The organism is Klebsiella sp. AqSCr (assembly GCF_008452795.1).
Taxonomy (GTDB): Bacteria; Pseudomonadota; Gammaproteobacteria; order Enterobacterales; family Enterobacteriaceae; genus Klebsiella; species Klebsiella pneumoniae.
In genome coordinates this window covers 220,771-243,228 of the sequence record NZ_MJDM01000010.1, presented here as the reverse complement: position 1 = coordinate 243,228, position 22,458 = coordinate 220,771, and the positions used below count along the sequence as shown (strand labels likewise).

General features: G+C 57.8%; 23 protein-coding genes. 5 read left to right on the top strand and 18 right to left on the bottom strand.

Going from position 1 to position 22,458, the window contains the following annotated elements; translation table 11 throughout:
* Window positions 1-9: 9 nt before the first annotated feature.
* From ulaD to ulaA, 4 genes are read right to left on the bottom strand one after another with little or no spacing between them, the layout of a single operon-like run.
* On the bottom strand, window positions 10-660 hold the full coding sequence (gene ulaD / locus BHE81_RS24990; protein ID WP_002885684.1) for a 3-keto-L-gulonate-6-phosphate decarboxylase UlaD: 651 nt from the start codon (window positions 658-660) through the stop codon (window positions 10-12).
* 13 nt (window positions 661-673) lie between these two features.
* On the bottom strand, window positions 674-1,141 hold the full coding sequence (ulaC, locus tag BHE81_RS24985) for a PTS ascorbate transporter subunit IIA (protein ID WP_002885683.1): 468 nt from the start codon (window positions 1,139-1,141) through the stop codon (window positions 674-676).
* 9 nt (window positions 1,142-1,150) lie between these two features.
* Window positions 1,151-1,456 carry a PTS ascorbate transporter subunit IIB gene (ulaB, locus tag BHE81_RS24980; RefSeq protein WP_002885682.1) on the bottom strand — a complete coding sequence of 102 codons (306 nt, stop codon included), beginning with the start codon at window positions 1,454-1,456 and terminating at the stop codon, window positions 1,151-1,153.
* 12 nt (window positions 1,457-1,468) lie between these two features.
* The gene (gene ulaA / locus BHE81_RS24975) at window positions 1,469-2,869 is read right to left on the bottom strand and encodes a PTS ascorbate transporter subunit IIC (protein ID WP_019704708.1); all 1,401 of its coding nucleotides are present in this window, start codon (window positions 2,867-2,869) and stop codon (window positions 1,469-1,471) included.
* Between the two features lie 362 nt (window positions 2,870-3,231).
* Between ulaA and ulaG the strand changes: the two genes are divergently transcribed.
* Window positions 3,232-4,296 carry an L-ascorbate 6-phosphate lactonase gene (ulaG, locus tag BHE81_RS24970; protein WP_004194176.1) on the top strand — a complete coding sequence of 355 codons (1,065 nt, stop codon included), beginning with the start codon at window positions 3,232-3,234 and terminating at the stop codon, window positions 4,294-4,296.
* 107 nt (window positions 4,297-4,403) lie between these two features.
* A complete protein-coding gene (gene ulaR / locus BHE81_RS24965; RefSeq protein WP_004177697.1) occupies window positions 4,404-5,159 on the top strand; it encodes an HTH-type transcriptional regulator UlaR in 756 nt (251 codons plus the stop codon).
* On the opposite strand, the gene yjfP is transcribed toward ulaR, so the two are convergent.
* A complete protein-coding gene (gene yjfP, locus BHE81_RS24960) occupies window positions 5,156-5,872 on the bottom strand; it encodes an esterase (protein ID WP_004178343.1) in 717 nt (238 codons plus the stop codon). The two genes, ulaR and yjfP, sit on opposite strands and share 4 nt — an antisense overlap.
* A gap of 209 nt (window positions 5,873-6,081) precedes the next feature.
* On the opposite strand from yjfP, the gene bsmA reads away from it, so the two are divergent.
* Window positions 6,082-6,390 (top strand): biofilm peroxide resistance protein BsmA, encoded by a 309-nt coding sequence (gene bsmA / locus BHE81_RS24955; RefSeq protein WP_002885674.1) that lies wholly within the window; start codon window positions 6,082-6,084, stop codon window positions 6,388-6,390.
* A 137-nt stretch (window positions 6,391-6,527) separates the two neighbouring features.
* Window positions 6,528-6,803, top strand: coding sequence for a DUF1471 family protease activator YjfN (yjfN, locus tag BHE81_RS24950; protein WP_002885673.1), 276 nt, complete (start codon window positions 6,528-6,530; stop codon window positions 6,801-6,803).
* On the opposite strand, the gene BHE81_RS24945 is transcribed toward yjfN, so the two are convergent.
* From BHE81_RS24945 to BHE81_RS24920, 6 genes are all read right to left on the bottom strand, one after another.
* On the bottom strand, window positions 6,794-8,431 hold the full coding sequence (locus tag BHE81_RS24945) for an isovaleryl-CoA dehydrogenase (RefSeq protein ID WP_004178342.1): 1,638 nt from the start codon (window positions 8,429-8,431) through the stop codon (window positions 6,794-6,796). The two genes, yjfN and BHE81_RS24945, sit on opposite strands and share 10 nt — an antisense overlap.
* A 126-nt stretch (window positions 8,432-8,557) precedes the next feature.
* On the bottom strand, window positions 8,558-9,289 hold the full coding sequence (gene rlmB, locus BHE81_RS24940; protein ID WP_002885669.1) for a 23S rRNA (guanosine(2251)-2'-O)-methyltransferase RlmB: 732 nt from the start codon (window positions 9,287-9,289) through the stop codon (window positions 8,558-8,560).
* 81 nt (window positions 9,290-9,370) lie between these two features.
* On the bottom strand, window positions 9,371-11,803 hold the full coding sequence (rnr, locus tag BHE81_RS24935; RefSeq protein ID WP_023302380.1) for a ribonuclease R: 2,433 nt from the start codon (window positions 11,801-11,803) through the stop codon (window positions 9,371-9,373).
* A gap of 36 nt (window positions 11,804-11,839) precedes the next feature.
* Window positions 11,840-12,265 (bottom strand): nitric oxide-sensing transcriptional repressor NsrR, encoded by a 426-nt coding sequence (nsrR, locus tag BHE81_RS24930; RefSeq protein WP_002885667.1) that lies wholly within the window; start codon window positions 12,263-12,265, stop codon window positions 11,840-11,842.
* A gap of 150 nt (window positions 12,266-12,415) precedes the next feature.
* Window positions 12,416-13,714, bottom strand: a complete 1,299-nt coding sequence (locus tag BHE81_RS24925) for an adenylosuccinate synthase (protein WP_002885665.1) — start codon at window positions 13,712-13,714, stop codon at window positions 12,416-12,418.
* Between the two features lie 102 nt (window positions 13,715-13,816).
* Window positions 13,817-14,014: a DUF2065 domain-containing protein gene (locus BHE81_RS24920; protein ID WP_002885664.1), complete on the bottom strand. Its 198-nt coding sequence runs from the start codon at window positions 14,012-14,014 to the stop codon at window positions 13,817-13,819.
* A gap of 222 nt (window positions 14,015-14,236) precedes the next feature.
* Here BHE81_RS24920 and BHE81_RS24915 point away from each other — a divergent pair, with 222 nt between their 5' ends.
* Window positions 14,237-14,527 (top strand): hypothetical protein, encoded by a 291-nt coding sequence (locus tag BHE81_RS24915; RefSeq protein ID WP_002885663.1) that lies wholly within the window; start codon window positions 14,237-14,239, stop codon window positions 14,525-14,527.
* 82 nt (window positions 14,528-14,609) lie between these two features.
* Here BHE81_RS24915 and hflC read toward each other — a convergent pair whose 3' ends face one another.
* The 7 genes from hflC to amiB all read right to left on the bottom strand — a co-directional run.
* Window positions 14,610-15,614, bottom strand: coding sequence for a protease modulator HflC (gene hflC / locus BHE81_RS24910; RefSeq protein WP_002885662.1), 1,005 nt, complete (start codon window positions 15,612-15,614; stop codon window positions 14,610-14,612).
* 2 nt (window positions 15,615-15,616) lie between these two features.
* The gene (gene hflK / locus BHE81_RS24905; protein ID WP_004146726.1) at window positions 15,617-16,879 is read right to left on the bottom strand and encodes an FtsH protease activity modulator HflK; all 1,263 of its coding nucleotides are present in this window, start codon (window positions 16,877-16,879) and stop codon (window positions 15,617-15,619) included.
* A gap of 65 nt (window positions 16,880-16,944) precedes the next feature.
* Window positions 16,945-18,225, bottom strand: coding sequence for a ribosome rescue GTPase HflX (hflX, locus tag BHE81_RS24900; RefSeq protein ID WP_004146725.1), 1,281 nt, complete (start codon window positions 18,223-18,225; stop codon window positions 16,945-16,947).
* 75 nt (window positions 18,226-18,300) lie between these two features.
* Entirely contained in the window at window positions 18,301-18,609 is a 309-nt protein-coding gene (gene hfq, locus BHE81_RS24895) for an RNA chaperone Hfq (RefSeq protein WP_002885659.1), read from the bottom strand.
* A gap of 91 nt (window positions 18,610-18,700) precedes the next feature.
* Window positions 18,701-19,651: a tRNA (adenosine(37)-N6)-dimethylallyltransferase MiaA gene (gene miaA / locus BHE81_RS24890; protein WP_002885652.1), complete on the bottom strand. Its 951-nt coding sequence runs from the start codon at window positions 19,649-19,651 to the stop codon at window positions 18,701-18,703.
* Window positions 19,644-21,503, bottom strand: a complete 1,860-nt coding sequence (gene mutL, locus BHE81_RS24885) for a DNA mismatch repair endonuclease MutL (RefSeq protein ID WP_023302379.1) — start codon at window positions 21,501-21,503, stop codon at window positions 19,644-19,646. The genes miaA and mutL overlap by 8 nt, the downstream gene beginning before the upstream one ends.
* A gap of 10 nt (window positions 21,504-21,513) precedes the next feature.
* On the bottom strand, window positions 21,514-22,458 hold a 945-nt coding region (gene amiB, locus BHE81_RS24880), incomplete at its 5' end, for an N-acetylmuramoyl-L-alanine amidase AmiB (RefSeq protein WP_228268729.1).

The window sequence follows — 22,458 nt, the reverse complement described above, 5'->3', positions numbered from 1 at the left end:
AGTCGCTCCTTAACCCCACAGCTGGGCGATAGAGCGTTTAAACTGGCGCGCCGCTTCCACCGGCGAGGCGGCATCGCGGATGCTGCGTCCGGCAATAAAGACGTGAACAGGGATCCCGGCAAACAGCGGCAGGTCTTCCAGCGCCAGCCCGCCGGTGACGGTCACTTTGAAGCCCATATCAGACAGACGCTTAATCGCGCTGATATCCGCCTCACTCCACGCCACGCCTGCCGCCTGCGCGTCGCGGCTGCGGTGATAGACCACCTGCTGAATACCCGCCTCGCGCCACGCCTGCGCCTGCTCCCAGGTCCAGAAGCCGGTCAGCTCAATTTGCACATCGCCGTTGAACTCTTTGGCGACGTCCAGCGCCCCTTTGGCGGTGTTGATATCGGCGCAGCAGATCACTGTGACCCAGTCGGCGTTGGCTTCGAAGCACATCCGCGACAGGATCTTGCCGGCATCGGCAATTTTGGCGTCCGCCAGCACGATTTTATGCGGATACAGCGCTTTCAGATCGCGCACCGCGCGTACACCTTCACCGACGCAGAGGATAGTGCCGACTTCAATGATATCTACCTCTTCGGCGATCAGACGGGTTGTTTCATAAGCGCTGGCCAGCGTTTGGTTGTCCAGGGCGACCTGTAACATAGGTAATGACATGATAGTGTTCCTTTTAAACAGCCGCCGCGGTGGCGTTTTTGATTAAATCCAGCACTTCCTGCTCACTGCGGCAGGCGCGTAAACGGTCGAAATTGGCTTCGTCATCAAACAGGTTAACGATCTGCATGATGCCCACTTCCTGGTGGGTGGTGGCGTCAACCGCCGCCATGGTGATCAGGATGTCGACCGGGTCGTTATCTTCGTGGTTGAAAATCAGCGGTTTCTTTAGCGTGACCAGCGCAAAGCCGGTTTTTTTGACGCCCTCTTCCGGCCGCCCGTGCGGCATGGCTAATCCCGGAGCGATCACAAAATAGGGGCCGTGCTGCGCGACGCCGTCGAGGATTGCCTGGTAGTAGCGCGGCTCCACCACGTCGGCGGCCACCAGCAGATCGACGCCGATTTTCACCGCCTCCTGCCAGGTTTCCGCTTCCGCCTGCAGGCGAATGGAGTGATTCTGCGCCAGTGATTCATGGAGTTTCATGGCCGCTCCTTATTTCACGTCCTGCGGGAAATGAGCTTTAATCACCTCCAGCAGCTTTGGCCCGAAATCCGCGGGGGAAAGCATATTACGCACCCCCACCACGTGTTTATTGCCGGAGACGGTAATCTCCCCCGCGATATGGGTTGAAGCGATGATGATATCCGCGCCGTTTAGTTCGCTTTTGTATTCACCCACCGCGCAGCTGTTCACCGTGTGGTCGATATTGGATTGCGTCAGGAACTGATCCACTTTCATTTTCATGATCATGGAACTGCCTTGCCCGTTACCACACACAGCCAGAATACGTACGGTCATAATCAGAACTCCTTATTGGGCAGAGGCTTCTGCCAGTTGTTTTTCCGCGTCTTCTTCGGCGCGCAGCGCGCGGCCAGCGAAGAACATATAAGCGAGAGCAATCAGGATGATGACGGCCATAAACGCCAGCCCGATGGAGGCGAAGCCCTGCATCATCGGCGGCGCCAGAATCGACCAGTCCGCCATTCCCATCCAGGCGCTCATACCGGTGAGCTTCACCGCCCACACGCAACCGAAAATTTCAACCATGCCCATCACCAGGCAGATCTTGAGCGCCGCGCGCCAGCCGCCGAAGTGGTTGGCAAAGACGCCAATCGTCGCGTTGGAGAAGAACATCGGGATAAAGCCCGGAATAATCAGAATTGAAGAGCCAATGCCAACCAGAATGCCGACGGCAATCAGCTGGCCGATGGTGCCCCACATAAAGCCCCACACCACCGCATTCGGCGCAAAGCTATAGATCGCGGCGCAGTCAATCGCCAGCACCGCGCCGGGGATCAGGCGTTGCGAGATACCGTTGAAGGCTTCGGACAGTTCGGCGACGAACATCCGCACGCCCTGGGTAATGATGAAAATGGCCACCGCGAAGGAGAAACCGGTCTGCAGGATATAGACCGTCCAGTGGGTTTTCCCCGCCATCGTCTGCACGACGTCAATACCAAAGGAAAGCAGGATCGCGCCAAAGAAAATGGTCATGACAATCGCGGTGGAAACGATGTTGTCGTGGAAGATATTGAGCCAGCCTGGCAGCTTGAGGTCTTCCACACTCTCCTCTTTTTTCCCCAGATACGGCGCCACTTTGTAGGCAATCCACGAGGCAAACTGCTGCTGGTGACCGATGGAGAAGCCGCAGCCGTCGGTGACCAGCTGAGTCGGCTTGAACATCATGTTGGAGGTGATACCCCAGTACAGGGAGACCAGCACGGCGGTACAGATGATGGTCGTCCACATTCCGTAACCAAAGATAAAGAACGAGACGGCGATCAGCCCCGCCTGCTGAAACATGATATGGCCAGTCAGCATGATGGTGCGGATGCCGGTTATCCGGCGCAGCAGGACGTAACAGATGTTGAGCGCCAGCGCCAGCAGCACCGCGTAGCCCACCCAGCTATAGGCCTCGCCCATCCGGTCGATGGTCGCCATCATCGAGGCATAGGTGTCAGAGATCGCGCCGTTGATGCCGTACACCTCTGACATTTTCGCCACCACCGGTTTAAAAGTGCTGGTGAGGATGCCGGAGCCGGCCTGTAACAGCATGAAGCCGATAATGGTTTTGATCGTGCCTTTAATAATCACGCTGACGCTTTTGCGCAGCAGGATATAGCCCAGGCAGGTGACGATACCCAGCAGCAGCGGGGCATTGGTCATCACCTGATTAAAGAAAACGGTAAAGATGTTGTAGAGGATTGCCATAACACACTCCCGATGGTGAAGGCGCTGAACGCGCCTTACGCTCAGCATTTCTCGCTGCCCACTCTAATAATCAAAAATAATCACAACAAGATTGAATTTGATTAAATGTGACGCGCGCCGCAATAATCCTCTATTTCATTGTGACTATTGCCGATCAGTAGCGCCGAAATATAATTAAACATTTTCAAATCATATAGATAAAGAAAAGCACAACCTTTATGGATGCTGGACCCCCTGAGAGGTGATGCGCATATCTTCGTAAAATTGATGGAAAACAAGATTGCAATCTTGAAAATCCAGTGACAACATAAATCAAAACCAATCAAAATTTGATTACTATTGAAAATACGAGGAAGAGCACGATGAGTAAAGTACAGACCATCACCCGTGAATCATGGATCCTGAACACCTTTCCGGAATGGGGCAGCTGGCTGAATGAAGAGATTGAGCAGGAGCAGGTTGCGCCCGGCACCTTCGCCATGTGGTGGCTCGGCTGTACCGGTATCTGGTTAAAATCCGAAGGCGGGGCTAACGTCTGCGTCGATTTCTGGTGCGGCACTGGCAAACAGAGCCACGGCAATCCGCTGATGAAAACCGGCCACCAGATGCAGCGGATGGCAGGCGTGAAAAAATTACAGCCTAACCTGCGCACCACGCCGTTCGTGCTGGATCCGTTCGCCATTCGCCAGATTGACGCGGTCCTCGCGACCCACGATCACAACGATCATATTGACGTCAACGTCGCCGCCGCCGTCATGCAGAACTGCCCGGCCGATGTGCCGTTTATCGGCCCGAAAACCTGCGTCGACCTGTGGATCGGTTGGGGCGTGCCGAAAGCGCGCTGTATCGTCATGAAACCTGGCGATGTCGTGAAGATCAAAGACATTGAGATCCATGCGCTCGATGCGTTCGATCGCACCGCGCTGATCACCCTCCCGGCGGACCAAAAAGCCGCTGGCGTACTGCCGGACGGCATGGACCAGCGCGCGGTCAACTACCTGTTTAAAACACCGGGCGGCAACCTGTACCACAGCGGCGATTCCCACTACTCCAACTACTACGCGAAGCATGGCAACGAGCATCGGATTGACGTCGCCCTCGGCTCGTATGGCGAGAACCCGCGCGGGATCACCGACAAAATGACCAGCGCCGATATCCTGCGCATGGCAGAGTCGCTCAACGCCAAAGTTGTGATCCCGTTCCACCATGATATCTGGTCAAACTTTCAGGCCGATCCGCAGGAGATCCGCGTTCTGTGGGAGATGAAAAAGGATCGTCTGAAGTACGGCTTCAAGCCGTTTATCTGGCAGGTCGGCGGCAAATTTACCTGGCCGCTGGATAAAGACAATTTCGAATATCACTACCCGCGCGGTTTCGACGATTGCTTTACCATTGAGCCGGATCTGCCTTTCAAATCCTTCCTGTAAGTCGCCGCCGGCAGGCCCTGCCTGCCGGAAATACCCCGCCGCAGGGTTAGTATTTTCACATGATTTCAAATATCATCTTTGCCGTTCACTTTTAATCGGATTCGCTCATGACGGAAGCGCAAAGGCACCAAATTCTGCTGGATCTGCTCGCCCAAACGGGGTTTGTTACCGTGGAGCAGGTGATGTCGCGGCTCGGGATCTCACCCGCTACCGCCCGACGTGATATCAACAAGCTGGATGAAAGCGGCAAACTGAAAAAGGTTCGTAATGGCGCGGAAGCCATTAGCGAACAGCGCCCCCGCTGGACGCCGATGAACATCCACCAGGCGCAAAATCTGGATGAAAAAGTGCGTATTGCACGCGCCGCTTCGCAACTGATCGCGCCGGGTGAGAGCATCGTCATTAACTGCGGCTCCACCGCCTTTCTGTTGGGTCGGGAACTGTGCGGCAAACCGGTGCAGATCATCACCAACTATCTGCCGCTGGCTAACTACCTGATCGACCAGGAGCATGACAGCGTGATTATCATGGGCGGCCAGTACAACCGCAGCCACGCCATCACCCTCAGCCCCCACGGTAGCGAGAACAGCCTCTATGCCGGACACTGGATGTTTACCAGCGGCAAAGGGCTCACCGCCGAAGGCCTCTACAAAACGGATATGTTGACCGCCATGGCCGAGCAAAAAATGCTTAACGTGGTCGGCAAACTGGCGGTGCTGGTCGACAGCAGCAAGATCGGCGAGCGCGCCGGGATGCTATTCAGCCAGGCCGGACAAATAGACGTGGTGATCACCGGCAAACAGGCCGATGCCGCGATCCTCAAACAGCTTGAGGATCAGGGCGTCAGCGTAATCCGCGTTTAAAGGTGCTGCTGAAAAAAGGCGACCGTGGTAGCCAGCGCCTCTGGCGTAATGCGATGGCGGACCCCTTTCTGCCAGACGCAGGTCAGCCTGGCGGCAAGGTCAGCCTGCCGGAGCGCCTGCTCTAGTCGAAAGGTTTCTTCCGGCGGCACCACGTCATCGGCATCGCCATGCCAGAGCAGCAGCGGTCGCCGGGCAAGGGACGCCAGCTGATGGCTGACATCCCATTCGTTGAGGCTATCGACATCAAAATCAGGCGAGGGGAACAGGGTTTGCGACAGGGAACGAAAATAGCCCGACCCCATCAGACAGGCGACGCTGTTCAGCTCGGGGTGATGCGTCATGATGCCCAACGCCGTCATTCCCCCCATCGAAGCGCCCGCCACCGCCAGCCGCTCCCCTTCCAGCCATCCTTCAGCGATTATCGCCTCGCGCAGCGCAGGAAACTCCCTGAAATTCTGCTGCAGAATCGGCCAGAAGCGCTGCATCCGCCCGGCCTCATCGCCCTGATAGCGCGCCCCATGCTCCGGCGCGTCCGGCATGATCACCCGGAATCCGGCCTCGGCCAGCGCCACCGCAAAGTAGCTGTAGACCAGCTTCGACGAGGTAAAGCCATGATAAAAGACGATACAGGGCAAGGGCTTATCCAGACTCTCCTGCGGACAGGCATGTAAAATTTCACCACCGCCGAGGTTGCGCATTTCTAGTGCAATCATTTATCGTCTTCCTTCTCTATCGTGGTTAGGCGTCATGGGAAAATTCATTCACCAGGCAACCCAGTTTGCTACGATTCATAATGTTGAGAACCCGGTTACGCTTTCACAACATTTTCATTCGAAAATCGCGTCAGAGATAACAGTTCGGGAACATTCCCCGGCAATCCTGTTAAGGCTACCACTACACTATCACTATCAGGAAACGAGATATGGTTATGCGCAGGTTTTCACCGTGGTTACTGGCTATCGTCCTCAGCGGGTGTAGCGCCCTGCAGGGAACGCCGGAAGCCCCGCCGCCCGCCACCGACCATCCGCAGGAGATCCAGCGCTACCAGACGGCTGGCCTGCAGAAAATGGCCACGGTGAGCGTACTGATGTACGGTTCGCCGATGGATGTCGAAGCGGCGCTGAAGGCCAAAGCAGAAGCAGCCAAAGCCGATTACTACGTCATCATCATGATCGATGACACCATGGTACCCGGCCAGTGGTATTCGCAGGCGATCCTCTATCGTCGATAACGAGGCGGCGTCTTTAAATCTGCTTTACACAGCTTTGCGTCCATTCACGTTCTCCTGTGCATAATAACGTTCGGCCAGCCACCTGGCAGGACGTTAGCAACGGACTGCCCTTGGGACTACGTGAAATGGAGCTGACGATGAAACGATCTTTTACCCTATCCAGCCTGCTGTTAACCGCTGCGACGGCCAATACGTCCGCGCAGTCAGCCGAATTCGCCAGCGCGGATTGCGTCACTGGCCTGAATGAAATCGGTCTGATCTCCGTCACTAATCTTTCCGGTAGCCAACAGGATGTAGAGCACGCCATTGCCCGCAAAGCAGACGAGCAAGGCGCCTCCTGGTATCGCATTATTCAGATGTACGAGGAACAACAGCCGGACAGCTGGCGCGTGCAGGCCATTCTCTACGCCTGAGGCGCCTGGCGCCCGCGCCCCATAGCCCGCAGCAGCAGGTCGTCGAGGGTCGGCGCGTCAAGACGTATGCCGCCGCGGGTGTCGAGCATCATCCGGCACCAGGCTTCGGCCAGCGGCGGCGAAGCATGGCGCAGCATCTGCGCCCCCGCGCCAAGACGATAGACCAGCCGGGCAATCTCTCTCCCCTGCTCTTCGGCGGGTCGTTTCAGCAGTTGCTGCAGCTGACGCCATGCGCGGTCGAGATGGCGGTTCTGTCCTTTCACCTCCGCACACTCCGCGGCCAGCAGCTCCATCGCCGCCGGCTGCTTGCTGAGCACCCGCATCACATCGAGGCACATAATATTGCCGGAGCCTTCCCAGATGCTGTTGACCGGCATCTCACGGTAGAGGCGCGGGAGTTCGCTCTCCTCGCAATAGCCGATGCCGCCCAGCACTTCCATCGCCTCGGCGACAAACGGGATACCGGCCTTACAGATGGCAAACTTGGCCGCAGGCGTAAACAGGCGCGCCCAGGCGCTTTCCCGGGCATCATCCCGACGGTCCCAGGCCCGCGCCAGGCGAAACAGAAACGCGGTCTGCCCCTCCAGACGGAGCGCCATTTGCCCCAGCAGCTGGCGCATCATCGGCTGTTCGACCAGGTTTTTGCCAAACGCCTGACGCTGTAGCGCGTGATACAGCGCCACCGAGAAGGCGCGACGCATCAGGGCATGGCTGCCCAGCGCGCAGTCAAAGCGGGTCAGGCCGCCCATCCTGAGGATCTGCCGCACGCCGTCGCCTTCGTCGCCCACCAGCCAGCCGCAGGCCTCATAAAACTCCACTTCGCTACTGGCGTTGGAGCGGTTGCCGAGCTTCTCTTTTAAGCGTTCAAGACGCACGCCGTTACGCTGCCCGTCGGGCAGCAGACGCGGCACAAAGAAGCATGAGAGCCCCGCCGGAGCCTGAGCCAGCACCAGGTGAGCATCGCTCTGCGGCACCGAGAAGAACCACTTGTGTCCCACCAGTCGGTAAAACCCTTCCGCCGTTTTCTCCGCGCGAGTGGTATTGCTCAGCACATCAGACCCCCCTTGCTTCTCGGTCATCCCCATGCCGATCAGCAGGCCGCGCTTCTGGCCGCCAGGCGCAAGGTGCGGATCGTAACGGTCGCTCAGCAGTGGCGACAGCCAGTCGCGAAAGGGCGCGGGCAGGGCGTGCTGCAGCAGGGGCGTCGCGGCGAAGGTCATGGTAATCGGGCACAACGTCCCGGCCTCCACCTGGGCATGGAGCAGAAAGCGGGCGGCGCGGGCGACAAACGCGCCTTCGCGGGCATCCTCCTGCCAGGCGAGGTTATGTACCCGGTTCGCGCACAGCCCCTGCATCAGCAGGTGCCAGGCGGGATGAAAGCGCACGTCGTCCAGCCGGGCGCCGGTGGCGTCATAGCGCAGCAGCTCCGGCGGATTGCTGTTGGCCAGGCGTCCCAGCTCCAGCGATTCGGCTGTCCCCAGCTGCTGGCCAATGCTGGCGAGCAGATCGCCATCCCAGCCGGCGCCTTCGCGGACCACGGCTTCACGCAGAGCGGTATCGGACAGAAACAGATTGCTGTTATTCAGCGGGGTGGGTTGATTAAAAACGGTGTGCGTTTGCCAGTGCATCGTGTCTCCCTCCATCAATGGCGATAGCCATAAGTATGGTTATCCGGAGGGATACTCGCCCGCGAGAGCGGTCACAAAAAAGCCATCCCGGAGGATGGCTTTTTTTTGATTCGTCGATGGTTCAGCTTAGCTGCGCTGGCGTACTGCTTCAAACAGACAGATGCCGGTAGCCACCGAGACGTTCAGCGAGGAGACGCTGCCCGCCATCGGGATGCTGATCAATTCATCACAGTGTTCGCGGGTCAGACGACGCATGCCTTCGCCTTCCGCGCCCATCACCAGCGCCATCGGGCCGGTCATTTTGCTCTGGAACAGCGTATGGTCGGCTTCCCCTGCGGTTCCGACGATCCAGACGTTCTCTTCCTGCAGCAGACGCATGGTGCGCGCCAGGTTGGTGACGCGGATCAGCGGGACGTTCTCCGCCGCGCCGCAGGCCACTTTCTTCGCCGTCGCATTCAACTGAGCGGAACGATCTTTTGGCACGATCACCGCATGCACGCCGGCGGCGTCAGCGCTACGCAGGCAGGCGCCGAGGTTGTGCGGATCGGTTACGCCGTCGAGGATCAGCAGGAACGGTTGATCGAGCTGCGCCAGCAGATCCGGCAGATCGTTCTCCTGATACTGACGCCCCGGCTTCACGCGGGCAATGATCCCCTGGTGCACAGCGCCTTCGCTCTTCTCATCAAGAAACTGACGGTTGGCCAGCTGAATCACCACGCCCTGCGCTTCCAGGGCATGGATCAGCGGCAGCAAGCGCTTATCCTCACGGCCTTTCAGAATATAAACTTCCTGAAAACGCTCAGGTGCGCGCTCCAGCAGTGCCTGCACCGCATGGATGCCGTAAATCATTTCACTCATTGATGTACTCGTTTTAGGTTCTGTTATCTGCCCCCTTCACCCCATCCTGCGTCAGCAGACTTCAGGGTGAAGGGAGGTCAATCACTCGGCGATCTTCTTCTTTGCCGCGCGCTTGGCTTTCGTCGCGGCGGCGATTTTCTGTGTTTTCGCCGACGGTTTTTTCGCTTTTTTCTCTTTCTTCGGTCGGGCGGTCTCTTTCTCTTTACGGAAAGCGCTGTCCGGCTCGAAGTTTACCTGCTTACCCACCTGGCGGCGACGGCCGCCCGGCTTGCCAGAGGTACTCTTTTTCGCTTTCTCACGGGCGGTCTTGCCGACATTACGCGGCGCACGCTCGCTGGAGATCAGGGTAAAGTCGATTTTCCGCTCGTCCATGTTGACCGCTTCCACACGGACTTCCACGCGGTCGCCCAGGCGATAGGTCTGGCCGCCGGACTCACCAATGAGACGCTGCCCCACCTGATCGAAACGATAATAGTCGTTATCCAGGCTGGAAACATGCACCAGACCGTCGATAAACAGATCGTTCAGGCGGACGAAGAAGCCAAAGCCGGTCACGCTGGCGATCACGCCGGAGAAGATGTTGCCCACCTGATCCTGCATGAAGTCGCACTTCAGCCAGTCAGACACTTCGCGCGTCGCTTCGTCGGCGCGGCGCTCGGTCATCGAACAGTGCTGACCCAGCTGGAGCATCTCTTCCATGCTGTAGTGCCAGCCGCCGGTCTCGGTGCTGTTGCCTTTATGTCCCTGCTCTTTGGCCAGCAGATACTTGATAGCGCGGTGCAGCGACAGGTCCGGGTAACGACGAATCGGCGAGGTGAAGTGGGCGTATGACTGCAGCGCCAGGCCAAAGTGACCGCGGTTTTCCGGATCGTAGACCGCCTGCTTCATGGAGCGCAGGAGCATCGTCTGCAGCATTTCCGCATCCGGGCGATCGGCGATGGAGGTTAGCAGCTCTGCGTAATCACGCGGCTCCGGCTTGTTGCCGCCAGGCAGCTCCAGTCCCAGCTCAGCCAGCACGGTACGGAAGGAGGTAATCGCTTCGGTGGTTGGCTTATCATGGATACGGAACAGCGCCGGCTCCTGCGCCTTCTCAACGAAGCGCGCGGCGGAGATGTTCGCCAGGATCATGCACTCTTCAATCAGCTTATGCGCATCGTTACGCTGAGTCTGTTCGATACGCTCAATACGGCGTTCGGCATTGAAGATGAATTTAGCTTCTTCACTTTCAAATGAGATACCGCCGCGCTCTTCGCGGGCGCTCTCCAGCACGTTGTAGAGGTTATGCAGCTCTTCAATGTGCTTCACCAGCGGCGCGTAGTGTTCGCGCAGTTCCTGGTCACCCTGCAGCATATGCCACACTTTGGTGTAGGTCAGGCGAGCATGTGAACTCATCACCGCTTCATAGAATTTATACCCGGTCAGACGGCCTTTTGACGAAATCGTCATCTCGCACACCATACACAGGCGATCGACCTGCGGGTTCAGCGAGCATAGACCGTTAGACAGCACTTCCGGCAGCATCGGCACTACCTGCGACGGGAAGTAGACCGAGGTGCCACGACTGCGCGCTTCCGCATCCAGCGGCGTCCCCGGGCGCACGTAGTAGCTGACGTCGGCAATGGCTACCCACAGGCGCCAGCCGCCGCCGCGTTTCTTCTCGCAGTACACCGCGTCATCGAAGTCGCGGGCATCTTCGCCGTCAATGGTAACCAGCGGCAGCGAGCGTAAATCGACGCGGCCGGCCTTCGCCTCTTCCGGCACCTGTTCTTTGAGACCGGAAACCTGTTTTTCCACCGCCGGCGGCCAGACATAAGGAATTTCATGGGTACGCAGCGCCATATCGACGGCCATGCCGGTGCCCATGTTGTCGCCCAGCACTTCGACGATTTTACCCACCGCTTTGGTGCGGCGGGTTGGTCGCTGGGTCAGCTCGACCACGACCACGTAGCCCATCCGCGCGCCCATTATCTCTTCCGGCGGGATCAGGATATCGAAGCTCAGGCGGCTGTCGTCCGGGACGACAAAGCCGACGCCAGCGTCGGTGAAGTAACGGCCAACTATCTGGCTGGTTTTCGGCACGAGGACGCGGACGATGCGCGCTTCGCGGCGGCCCTTACGGTCCGCGCCCAGCGGCTGAGCCAGCACCTGGTCGCCGTGAATACAGGTTTTCATCTGTTCTGACGACAGGTACAGATCGTCTTTGCGCCCTTCAACGCGCAGGAAACCATAGCCATCGCGGTGGCCAATAACGGTTCCTTTGAGGAGATCGAGGCGTTCCGGCAGGGCATAGCACTGGCGGCGGGTGAAGACCAGCTGACCGTCGCGCTCCATCGCGCGCAGGCGGCGGCGCAGCGCTTCGGTTTGCTCTTCGCCCTCGATATTTAACTCGATGGCCAGCTCATCGCGGCTGGCAGGCTTTTCCCGTTTAGTTAAATGTTCGAGGATAAATTCCCGGCTCGGGATAGGGTTCGCGTACTTCTCAGCTTCGCGTTCCTGGAATGGATCTTGTGACATATCGGTTCCTCCGTTGTCATCTCCGGTAGAGTGGCGTCACTCCACCAGCAATAATTTATAAAGCGGTTGATTCTTCTCAACCAAATCAGCCAGCGTATAGTTATCCAGTTCCTTGAGAAAACTCTGCGCGGCTTCAGCTAGTGCCTGTTTCAGACGACAGGCTGGTGTAATGTGGCAAAACTCGCTGCTGCAGTTGACCAGCGATAAGGGTTCAAGGTCACGCACCACGTCACCGACGCGGATCTGTCCTGCTGGTTTGCCGAGGCGAATGCCCCCGTTCTTCCCCCGCACGGCAGTCACGTAGCCCATGCGACTTAACTGATTGATTATTTTAACCATATGATTACGGGAGACGCCATAGACCTCGGTCACTTCCGAGATACTGGTCATTCGTCCTTCCGGCAGCGACGCCATATAAATCAGCGCGCGTAGTCCGTAATCGGTGAAACTCGTTAACTGCACATAAACCTCAGGGAAAAGAAAACAGGGTATGTCGAGCGACATCATTATTATTGATGATAAACCAGCCAGCGCTCAGGCCGCTAATTTATTTGAAATGGGGCGGGCGAACAGCAAAAACAAGGGCGCCCGAACGGCGCCCCTTGAGAGTGATTACGCGTCGAACGGATCGCGCAGAATCATAGTCTCGGTACGGTCTGGACCGGTAGAGATGATATCCACCGGCACGCCGGTCAGCTCTTCAATACGCTGGATGTAGTTCAGGGCTGCCTGCGGCAGGCCGCTGCGCTCTTTCACGCCGAAGGTGGTTTCGGACCAGCCCGGCATGGTTTCGTAGATAGGCTCGATACCTTCCCAGTTATCGGCAGCCAGCGGAGTGGTGGTCACTTCGCGGCCATCCGGCATACGGTAGCCAACGCAGATTTTCACTTCTTTCAGGCCGTCGAGGACGTCCAGTTTAGTCAGGCAGAAGCCGGACAGGGAGTTAATCTGCACCGCGCGACGGACTGCGACCGCATCCAGCCAGCCGGTACGACGACGACGGCCGGTGGTGGCGCCGAATTCGTTACCCTGCTTGCAGAGGAACTCGCCAGTTTCATCAAACAGCTCGGTCGGGAACGGACCTGCACCGACGCGAGTTGAGTACGCTTTAATGATACCGAGAACGTAATCCACATAACGCGGGCCCAGGCCGGAGCCGGTCGCCACGCCACCTGCGGTGGTGTTAGAGGACGTAACGTACGGGTAGGTACCATGGTCGATATCCAGCAGCGTACCCTGCGCGCCTTCGAACATCACGAAGTCGCCGCGCTGACGCGCCTGATCCAGCAGGTCGGATACGTCCACCACCATGCTGGTCAGGATGTCGGCAATCGCCATCACATCGTCCAGCACTTTCTGGTAGTCAACCGCTTCTGCTTTGTAGAAGTTCACCAGCTGGAAGTTGTGATATTCCATCACTTCTTTCAGTTTATCGGCGAAGGTTGCTTTATCGAACAGATCGCCAACGCGCAGACCGCGACGAGCGACTTTATCTTCGTAAGCCGGGCCAATGCCGCGACCGGTAGTGCCGATCGCTTTCGCGCCACGCGCTTTTTCACGCGCCACGTCCAGCGCCACGTGATAGTCAAGGATAAGCGGGCAGGCTTCAGAGAGCAGCAGACGCTCGCGAACCGGGATACCACGGTCTTCCAGGCCCTTCATCTCTTTCATCAGCGCGGCCGGAGACAGCACGACGCCGTTACCGATGATGCTGGTGACGTTTTCACGCAGAATGCCTGATGGAATAAGATGGAGAACGGTTTTTTCACCGTTGATTACGAGAGTATGGCCGGCGTTGTGACCACCCTGGTAGCGCACAACATATTTAGCCCGTTCAGTCAGGAGATCGACGATCTTCCCTTTACCTTCGTCACCCCATTGGGTGCCCAGTACGACGACGTTGTTACCCATTTTTCAAAATCACCGTTTGCTTAAAAATGGATTCTACCATCGCTTTTTCAGAGTTACAGCACTTTTTGCATCCAAAATAAGGCAAATCCGACCACTTTTTGATCAGCCAATCGATTTCCTCAACATGTAGTAGATCACAATCCCGGCAACCACAAGTCCGCCGCCAAAACGACGCAATAAATTATCCGGTAGCTGGCTCAGGCTGGCTACCATCTTGCGCCAGGCGCGCGGATAAAGCAGCGGGCCAAGCCCTTCAAGTACTAAAACCAGCGCCAGCGCCAGCCAAATGGTGGAGTTCATCGTCAACCCTAATTGAAAAGTATCATTGCCGCCCTCGCGGGCGTCTCGGCCAGCATGGTGAATTCATTCCCTCATTTCACATTGTCCCGTATTTCAGCTTCATTATGAACCGGAAAGGTGAAACAAAATTCACAACTAATTGTATTGCTGGATATTTTTTAAATTGTAACTATGCCATCGCGTACTACAACCCGGTACGTCTACTTAATCAGGAAGATTATGATGAGAGAATTAACCGCATTTGAAATCGAAAATGTGAGCGGCGCAGGCTGGTTACAGGATGGTCTGGCGGCCTTAGGCAGCAAGGTCGGCGCAGCCGCATGGACGATGGGCACTGATGCCCTGAGCATTAACCTGCCACTGCTTGGCACCCTCAATCTGGCCGACCTGGCGCCGGACCTGGGCAAAACCCTGGGCGAAAGCGTTGGGTCGACTATCGGCGGCACCATCGAAAGTGCGCTGGCAGGCCTGCCGGTGATCGGCGGCCTGCTGAACAAGCTACTCGGCAACTAATTCCCGCCCTCGCAGCATGAAAAAAGGCGCCTGTTTCAGGCGCCTTTTCGCATTATTACTTCAGGTTTACACCTTCTCCGGCTTATTTACGCGCCGAATCCGGTGAACGCATATAGCGGAAGAAATCGCTGTCCGGACTCAGGACCATCACATCCTGATTGCTCTGGAAGCTCTTCTCATAGGCACGCAGGCTACGGATAAAGGAGTAGAAGCCTGGATCCTGGCTGAACGCGTCGGCAAACAGTTTCGCTGATTCCGCATCACCTTCACCACGCAGGATACGGCCCTGGCGCTCGGCTTCCGCCAGCGTCTTGGTGACTTCATAGTCCGCAGTCGCGCGCAGTTTTTCCGCCTCTTCCTGACCCTGTGAACGATGGCGACGAGCAACCGCTTCACGCTCCGCGCGCATACGGTTATAAATCGCTTCCGACACTTCTGCCGGCAGGTTGATCTGTTTGATACGTACGTCGACAACTTCGATACCCAGCGCCGCCATACTGTTCGGGTTGATCACCTGCACTTTACCGTTGGTTTCGGCTTCCACACGCTCTGCCGCTTTAGCAATCGCGTCGTCAGCCGCCGGGGTGCTAACCTCATCTTCCGTACCGGCCGAACCCGAGTTCAGCGCATCGCGCACTTCCAGGGTCAGGCGACCACGGGAGTCGGTGACGATATCTTTCACATCCAGACGACCAATTTCAGAACGCAGACGGTCAGAGAATTTACGCTTCAGCAGTACCTCGGCCTGGGAGACGTCGCCGCCGCCGGTTGCCAGGTAGTAACGGCTGAAGTCGCTGATGCGCCACTTGATATAGGAGTCGACGATCAGGTCTTTCTTCTCTTTAGTAACGAAACGGTCAGCCTGGTTGTCCATGGTCTGAATACGCGCATCCAGCATCTTCACCGATTCGATAAACGGGATCTTGAAGTGCAGGCCTGGCGCATACACCAGCGGCTTGTTTTCGTCGTCGCGCAGAACTTTACCGAAACGCAGCGTGATACCGCGCTCGCCTTCTTTTACGACAAAGACAGACATGTAGAGCACTACCAGCACGATGACAATGATCGCGATAACAGATTTACGCATCGTTATTCCCCCTGACGCTGGTAGTCGTTACGCTGCGCGTTAGCGCGGCGTTGGTCCATAATGCTACCCCCGGTTGAGCTCGAGGTTGATGAGGTGCTGGCGCTGCTTGAGCTGGATGCTGGCGGCAGGCGCAGCAGATCGCTGGCGTCACTACTATCGCTCTTTGCTGCCGGCGCAGCGGCGCCTTTCAGCATCTGATCCAGCGGCAGAACCATCAGATTGCCGTTTTTGCTGTCATTGACCAGCACTTTACGGGTGTGGCTCAGCACTTTTTCCATGGTTTCGATATACAGACGCTCGCGGGTAATTTCCGGCGCGGCTTTGTATTCCGGCAGGATCTTCGCAAAGCGAGCCACTTCACCCTGGGCTTCCAGAACGGTCTGGGTCTTATAGGCGCGTGCCTCTTCGAGGATACGCTGCGCCTGACCATTCGCCCGCGGCTGGACTTCGTTGGTATACGCTTCCGCTTCACGAATGTACTGCTGCTCGTTCTCACGCGCGGCAATGGCATCGTCAAACGCGGCCTTCACCTCTTCCGGCGGACGCGCCGTCTGGAAGTTGACGTCCAGCAGAGTGATACCCATGTTGTACGGGCGAATCGTCTCTTCCAGCTCACGCTGGGTATCGCTACGGATCACGGTACGACCTTCGGTCAGAATGCGATCCATGGTGTATTTGCCGATCACGCCGCGCAGCGCGCTGTCGGTGGCCTGACGCAGACTGTCGTCCGCGCTGGTCACGCTAAACAGATAGCGCTCCGGATCGGTGACGCGGTACTGCACGTTCATCTCAACGCGCACCACGTTTTCGTCAGAGGTCAGCATGACGCCGGAAGCCGCAAGTTCGCGCACCGACTCCACGTTCACCGCCTGAACGTTATCGATAAAGGTCGGTTTCCAGTTCAGGCCAGGCTCAACCAGATGGCTGAACTTGCCAAAACGGGTGACCACGCCGCGCTCGGCCTCTTTAATGGTATAGAAACCGCTGGCCGCCCAGATAATCACTGCCGCCGCGGCAACGATGCCGACAATACGCCCGCCCATCGGTCCGCGAGGCCCCTGCGCGCTATTGCCGCCGCCCAGTCCGCCCTTGCCGCCGCCGAGCCCGCCAAGTTTTTTACTTAACTTGCGGAAGATATCATCCAGATCCGGCGGCCCCTGCTCGCGACCGCCTTTATTGCCATTTCCCTCAGAGTTGCCGCCAGGTTTGCTGCTCCCCCACGGGTCGCGGTCCTGTCCGTTATTACCGGGCTGATTCCACGCCATGTATATGCTCCATATTTGTTTTTGATATCCCCACAGGGGTCAATATCTTCAGGCAAGCTGCAAGGTTAAACCACATAGTCAACAAGCGTTGGCTCTTGCTTACAGAGGCGCCGCCAGTCAACGATCGGCATGCGCACCTGCAGACTCACGCTGCCGTCATCCTCCATCCACTCTTTTTCTATCGCCTGAAGCTGATAGAAACGGCTTCTCAGTCGCCCTTCTTTCGGCGGTAAGCGCAGCGTATGCTGGGCCACTTCACCGGAAAGACGCTCCGTTAATGCCTGAAAAAGCAGTGGTACGCCAACCCCGGTCTGGGCTGAAAGCCAGACCCGAATCGGTTTATTTTCATCGTCGCGATCGATGCGCGGTTCAAAATCGTCAAGCATGTCGATTTTGTTCATCACCAGCAGCGCCGGGATCTCATCGGCCTCAATTTCAGCGAGAACCGTATTTACCGCATCAATGTTTTCCTGCACGCGGACATCCGCCGCGTCAATCACATGCAGCAGCAGCGTCGCCTGACGCGTCTCCTGCAACGTCGCTTTAAACGCGGCTACCAGATCGTGCGGCAGGTGGCGAATAAAGCCGACGGTATCGGCCAGCACCGTTTCGCCGACGTCAGGGACGTCAATGCGGCGCAGCGTCGGGTCCAGGGTGGCGAACAGCTGGTTCGCGGCATAGACCTCGGCGGCAGTGATCTGGTTAAAGAGCGTTGATTTTCCAGCGTTGGTATAGCCCACCAGCGACACGGTAGGAATATCGGCTTTCGCACGCGACCGCCGCCCCTGCTCGCGCTGTTTCTCGACTTTTTCCAGCCGCGACAGGATCTGCATGATACGGTTACGCAATAAACGGCGGTCGGTTTCGAGCTGGGTTTCACCCGGGCCACGCAAACCAATCCCGCCCTTCTGTCTTTCAAGGTGGGTCCAACCGCGGACAAGGCGAGTCGCCATATGGCGCAGCTGCGCCAGCTCGACCTGCAATTTCCCTTCATGGGTGCGCGCGCGCTGGGCGAAAATATCTAAAATAAGACCGGTGCGATCGATAACCCGGCATTCGCACAGGCGTTCCAGGTTACGTTCTTGCGCCGGACTCAGGGCATGATCGAAGAGCACGACCGAAGCGCCGGTCGCTTTAACGGCTTCCGCAATTTCGACTGCCTTACCTTCACCAACAAAATACTTCGGGTGCGGTGCTTTACGGCTACCGGTAATCACCTGCATTGCTTCGACACCGGCGGAAGAGGCCAGAGTTTCAAACTCCTGGAGATCTTCCATATCTTTGTCTTGCGAAAAATAGATGTGTACCAGTACCGCCTGCTCACCGGCGTCATAACGGTCAAACAAGCGTAAACCCCTTATAAAATACCAGCGGGGAACGCAGAAAACCTGGCTCCCCGGCGTGGAAAAACAGCACTGGCCTTATTCGGCGTCGTCGCTGTCTTGTTGCGGCGCAGAAGAACCCTGCGCGCTACCACCGTGGTGATAGTTACTGGAACCGCCGCCAGCATTGTTGCTGTGGTGAGACACCGGGCGAGACGGGACAACAGTAGAAATTGCGTGCTTATAGACCATCTGGCTGACCGTGTTCTTCAACAGGATCACGAACTGATCGAAAGACTCAATTTGCCCTTGCAGCTTGATACCATTCACCAAATAAATAGAAACCGGAACGCGTTCCCGACGCAAAGCGTTCAGGAACGGATCTTGTAAAGATTGCCCCTTAGCCATTCTCTCTTTTCCTTATATGTATGCTTGTTTTGTACTCAGAACCTTACGATTCTCAAAAAAATTACGCACGATACCGTTTAATTGTACACGTTCAGTTCTGGCTCGCACCAACAACCTGTAATACTTTGTTGAGCGCTTGTTCAGGTTGTTCACTGTCTAACCAGTGCACACCTTCCCAACCGCGCAGCCAGGTGACCTGACGTTTGGCTAACTGTCTCGTGGCGCAAACACCTCGATAAACCATCTCATCATACGGGATCTCGCCATTGAGATATGACCACATCTGGCGGTATCCGACACAACGGATGGAAGGCATGTCCGTATGCAAATCTCCGCGGGCAAAAAGCGCCCGTACTTCTGCTTCAAAACCTGAAGCTAACATCTGATGAAAACGCTGTTCTATGCGTTGATGGAGCAGTTCACGGCTCGCCGGGGCGATGGCGAACTGATGCACCTGATATGGCAGAGCGTCTCCTGACGTTTGCGTCAGTTCCGTTAAAGTTTTACCCGAAATGAAAAAAACTTCCAGTGCCCGGGAAAGCCTTTGCGGATCATTTGGATGAATACGCGCAGCAGCCACGGGATCGATCTCCTGTAATTGCTGATGTAACGCATTCCACCCCTGCTCTGCGGCCTGCTGCTCAATCCGCGCTCTGACCTCTGGGTCAGCCGACGGTAAGGGCGACAATCCTTCCAGCAACGCTTTGAAATACAACATCGTTCCGCCGACTAACAGCGGAATTCGCCCGGCGGCGACTATATCCGCCATCGCCGCCAGCGCATCGCGGCGAAAATCCGCCGCGGAATAGGCCTCCGCAGGATCCAAAATATCCAGCAGCCGATGCGGCGCAGCGCTAAGCTCCGCAGCATCCGGTTTGGCGGTGCCAATATCCATTCCCCGATAAATGAGGGCGGAATCAACGCTAATCAACTCTACTGGCAAAACTTTACGTAAGGCTATCGCCAGCGCGGTTTTGCCGGAGGCCGTCGGGCCCATTAAAAAAATTGCCTTGGGCAGGCTCGCCTCGGTTACATCATTCATCTTTCAGGGCATTCATCGCCGAATGGAGATCTACAGGTTGTAACAGGCCACCCGGCGGCGTTCTCACCAGCTGCGGGCAAAGACGCTCAACGTCCGCCAGCAGCGCAATCGCCTGCGCCATATTCCATGACGTCTGTTCGCTCGTCAGATTACGCGCCATCCATTGGGCGATATTGCCGACGTCGAATGCGTTTTGCTGCGCCAGGTAGCCTATCAGTTCAGGAATCAAGATTTGTAAATTTTGTTGTCTTAAGGGTAAAGGGACCGCGCGCACCGTCACGTGCAGGGCATCGGTATGCACATCGATCCCTAGCTGCGCCAGCGCCGGCTGAGCGGCGGCCAGCGCCTGTTTTTCCCCTTCCGTAACTTTTAACCGCAGCGGGATCAGCAGCGGCTGAGCACATACCGCCTCCGCTCCCGGGGTCAACTGCGCCTGGCGCAGCCAGCGCTCGGCAACGGTCAACGACAGCAGCGCCAGACCGCCCTCGCGCTCCAGCAGCGCGCAGTCGCCGCCAACAATCGTCAGCACTCTGCCAAAGCTCTGACTGTGACCGGCCAACTCTGCCGCCGCCGGAGGCTGCAACGCTGGCTTTGGCGCCGTTGGCGTGTCGAGCAGTTGACGATAAAGCGCTCCCTGCTGCTTCTGGTAACCCGGCTGCGCATGCGGCCAGCTCGCGCCGCCCGGCCTGGCGCTGGAGGCCGCAGGCTCACGCGATGGCGTGATGCTGAAGCGGGCCGCAGGTTCCCGCGCTTCCGCTGGCCGCGCAAACTGGTTGCCTCCCGCGGCGATGCGGTTCTCCGGCATCTGGCGCGGCGCCGGCGGGTCGTCTTTTTCCGCCAGCGGCGCGTCAAGCTGCTGCTGCAGTACGCTCAGTACGCCCTGGTAGATAAAGTCGTGCACCAGGCGCGACTGATGAAAACGCACCTCATGCTTGGCCGGGTGGACGTTTACATCCACCTGATGGGGATCGATCTCCAGATACAGCACAAACGCCGGTTGCTGATCGGCCCCCAGCTTGTCTTCACAGGCCTGGCGGATAGCATGGTTGATCAGCCGATCGCGCATCATCCGCCCGTTAACGTAGCAATACTGAATTTCCGCCAGCGCCGGGGTGGTATGCAGCGGATCGGCGACCCAGCCGCGCAGGGTCAGATCGCCATGCTGCCACTCGATCGCCAGCGCATGTTCGAGAAAAGCGGCGCCGCAAATTGTCCCCAGCCGGCGCTCGCGCTGGCCATCCTGAGCGACTCCCCGATACTGGCGCATCACCTTGCCGTTATGGCTGAGGTTGATAGTGACGTCGAAGCGCGCCAGCGCAATGCGGCGCACCACCTCGTCAATGTGGCCGAACTCGGTCTTTTCGGTGCGCATAAATTTGCGCCGCGCCGGGGTGTTATAGAACAGATCGAGGACTTCCAGAGTGGTACCGACCGGGTGCGCCGCCGGCTTCACCGTCACCGCCTGATCGCGGCCTTCAGCATACGCCTGCCAGGCTTCCTGCTGCTCCGCCGTGCGCGAAGTCAGCGTTAAGCGCGCTACCGAACTGATACTGGCCAGCGCTTCGCCGCGAAAGCCGAGGCTAATAATGGCCTCCAGATCGTCAAGCGAGGCGATCTTGCTGGTCGCATGACGAGCCAGGGCCAGCGCCAGCTCGTCTTTTTTGATGCCGCTGCCGTTATCGCGGATGCGAATAAGCTTCGCGCCGCCGCGTTCGATATCAATGTCAATCCGCGTGGCGCCCGCATCAAGACTGTTCTCAACCAGCTCTTTCACCACCGACGCGGGCCGCTCCACCACCTCGCCGGCGGCAATCTGGTTGGCGAGCTGCGGCGGCAGAACCTGAATCGGCATCCCCTGCTCCTTAGTTAATCAACATCCCGCCCGGCGCCGCGGCGCTGGCGGTCTGCGCCGCCTCGCCGCGAGGCGCCGACTGCAGCGGATGCTGCATAAAGTAGTTGCGTAAGCCGTTATAAATCGCCTCCGCAATCTGCTCCTGGTAATCATCGCTCCCCAGCAGCCGCTCTTCGCCGTTGTTACTGATAAAGCCCGTTTCCACGAGGATCGACGGGATGTCCGGCGAGCGCAGCACTCCAAGGCTGGCATGCTCCGGGCGGCGTTTGTGCAGGTTGCCAATACGCTGCAGCTGGCTCAGCACGTTGGTCGCCACATCGTAGCCGACGCGCTGGGAATGACCAAACTGCAGATCCAGCACCGCCTGGCTCAGGTAGGGGTCGGCCTGGCTGTTTGCCAGCACATCGCCCGCACCGCCGAGCAGTTCAGACTGTTTCTCATGCTGCTCGAGCCAACCGGCCATTTCGCTGTTGGCGCGACGGTTCGAGAGCACCCACACCGAGGCGCCAGTGGCATCGCGGTTTGGCGCGGCGTCAGCATGGATAGAGACGAGGAAATTGGCGTTTTGCTTACGCGCCACGTCAGAGCGGCCCATCACCGAAATAAAGTAATCCCCGTCGCGGGTCAGCACCGGCTTAAACTGCGGATCGGCGTTCAGTAACGCCCGCAGCTTGCGCGCGATAGCGATAGTCACGTTTTTCTCTTTGGTGCCGTTCGGGCCAATCGCGCCAGGATCCTGGCCGCCGTGCCCAGCATCAATGGCGATAATGACTTTATCATCCGCCGACACCGTGCGGGCCGCCGGGCGAGTCACGGTCTGATTGTTGGTCATCGCCGGCTGAGAGGAGGTCATCACCGTCTGCCGTTCATGACCCGACGAGCTGAACGGGTTACGCCCTGACGTCGTCGTCCGGGAAGGCATCACCGGCGGCGGGTCGGCCCGTTTCACCACCAC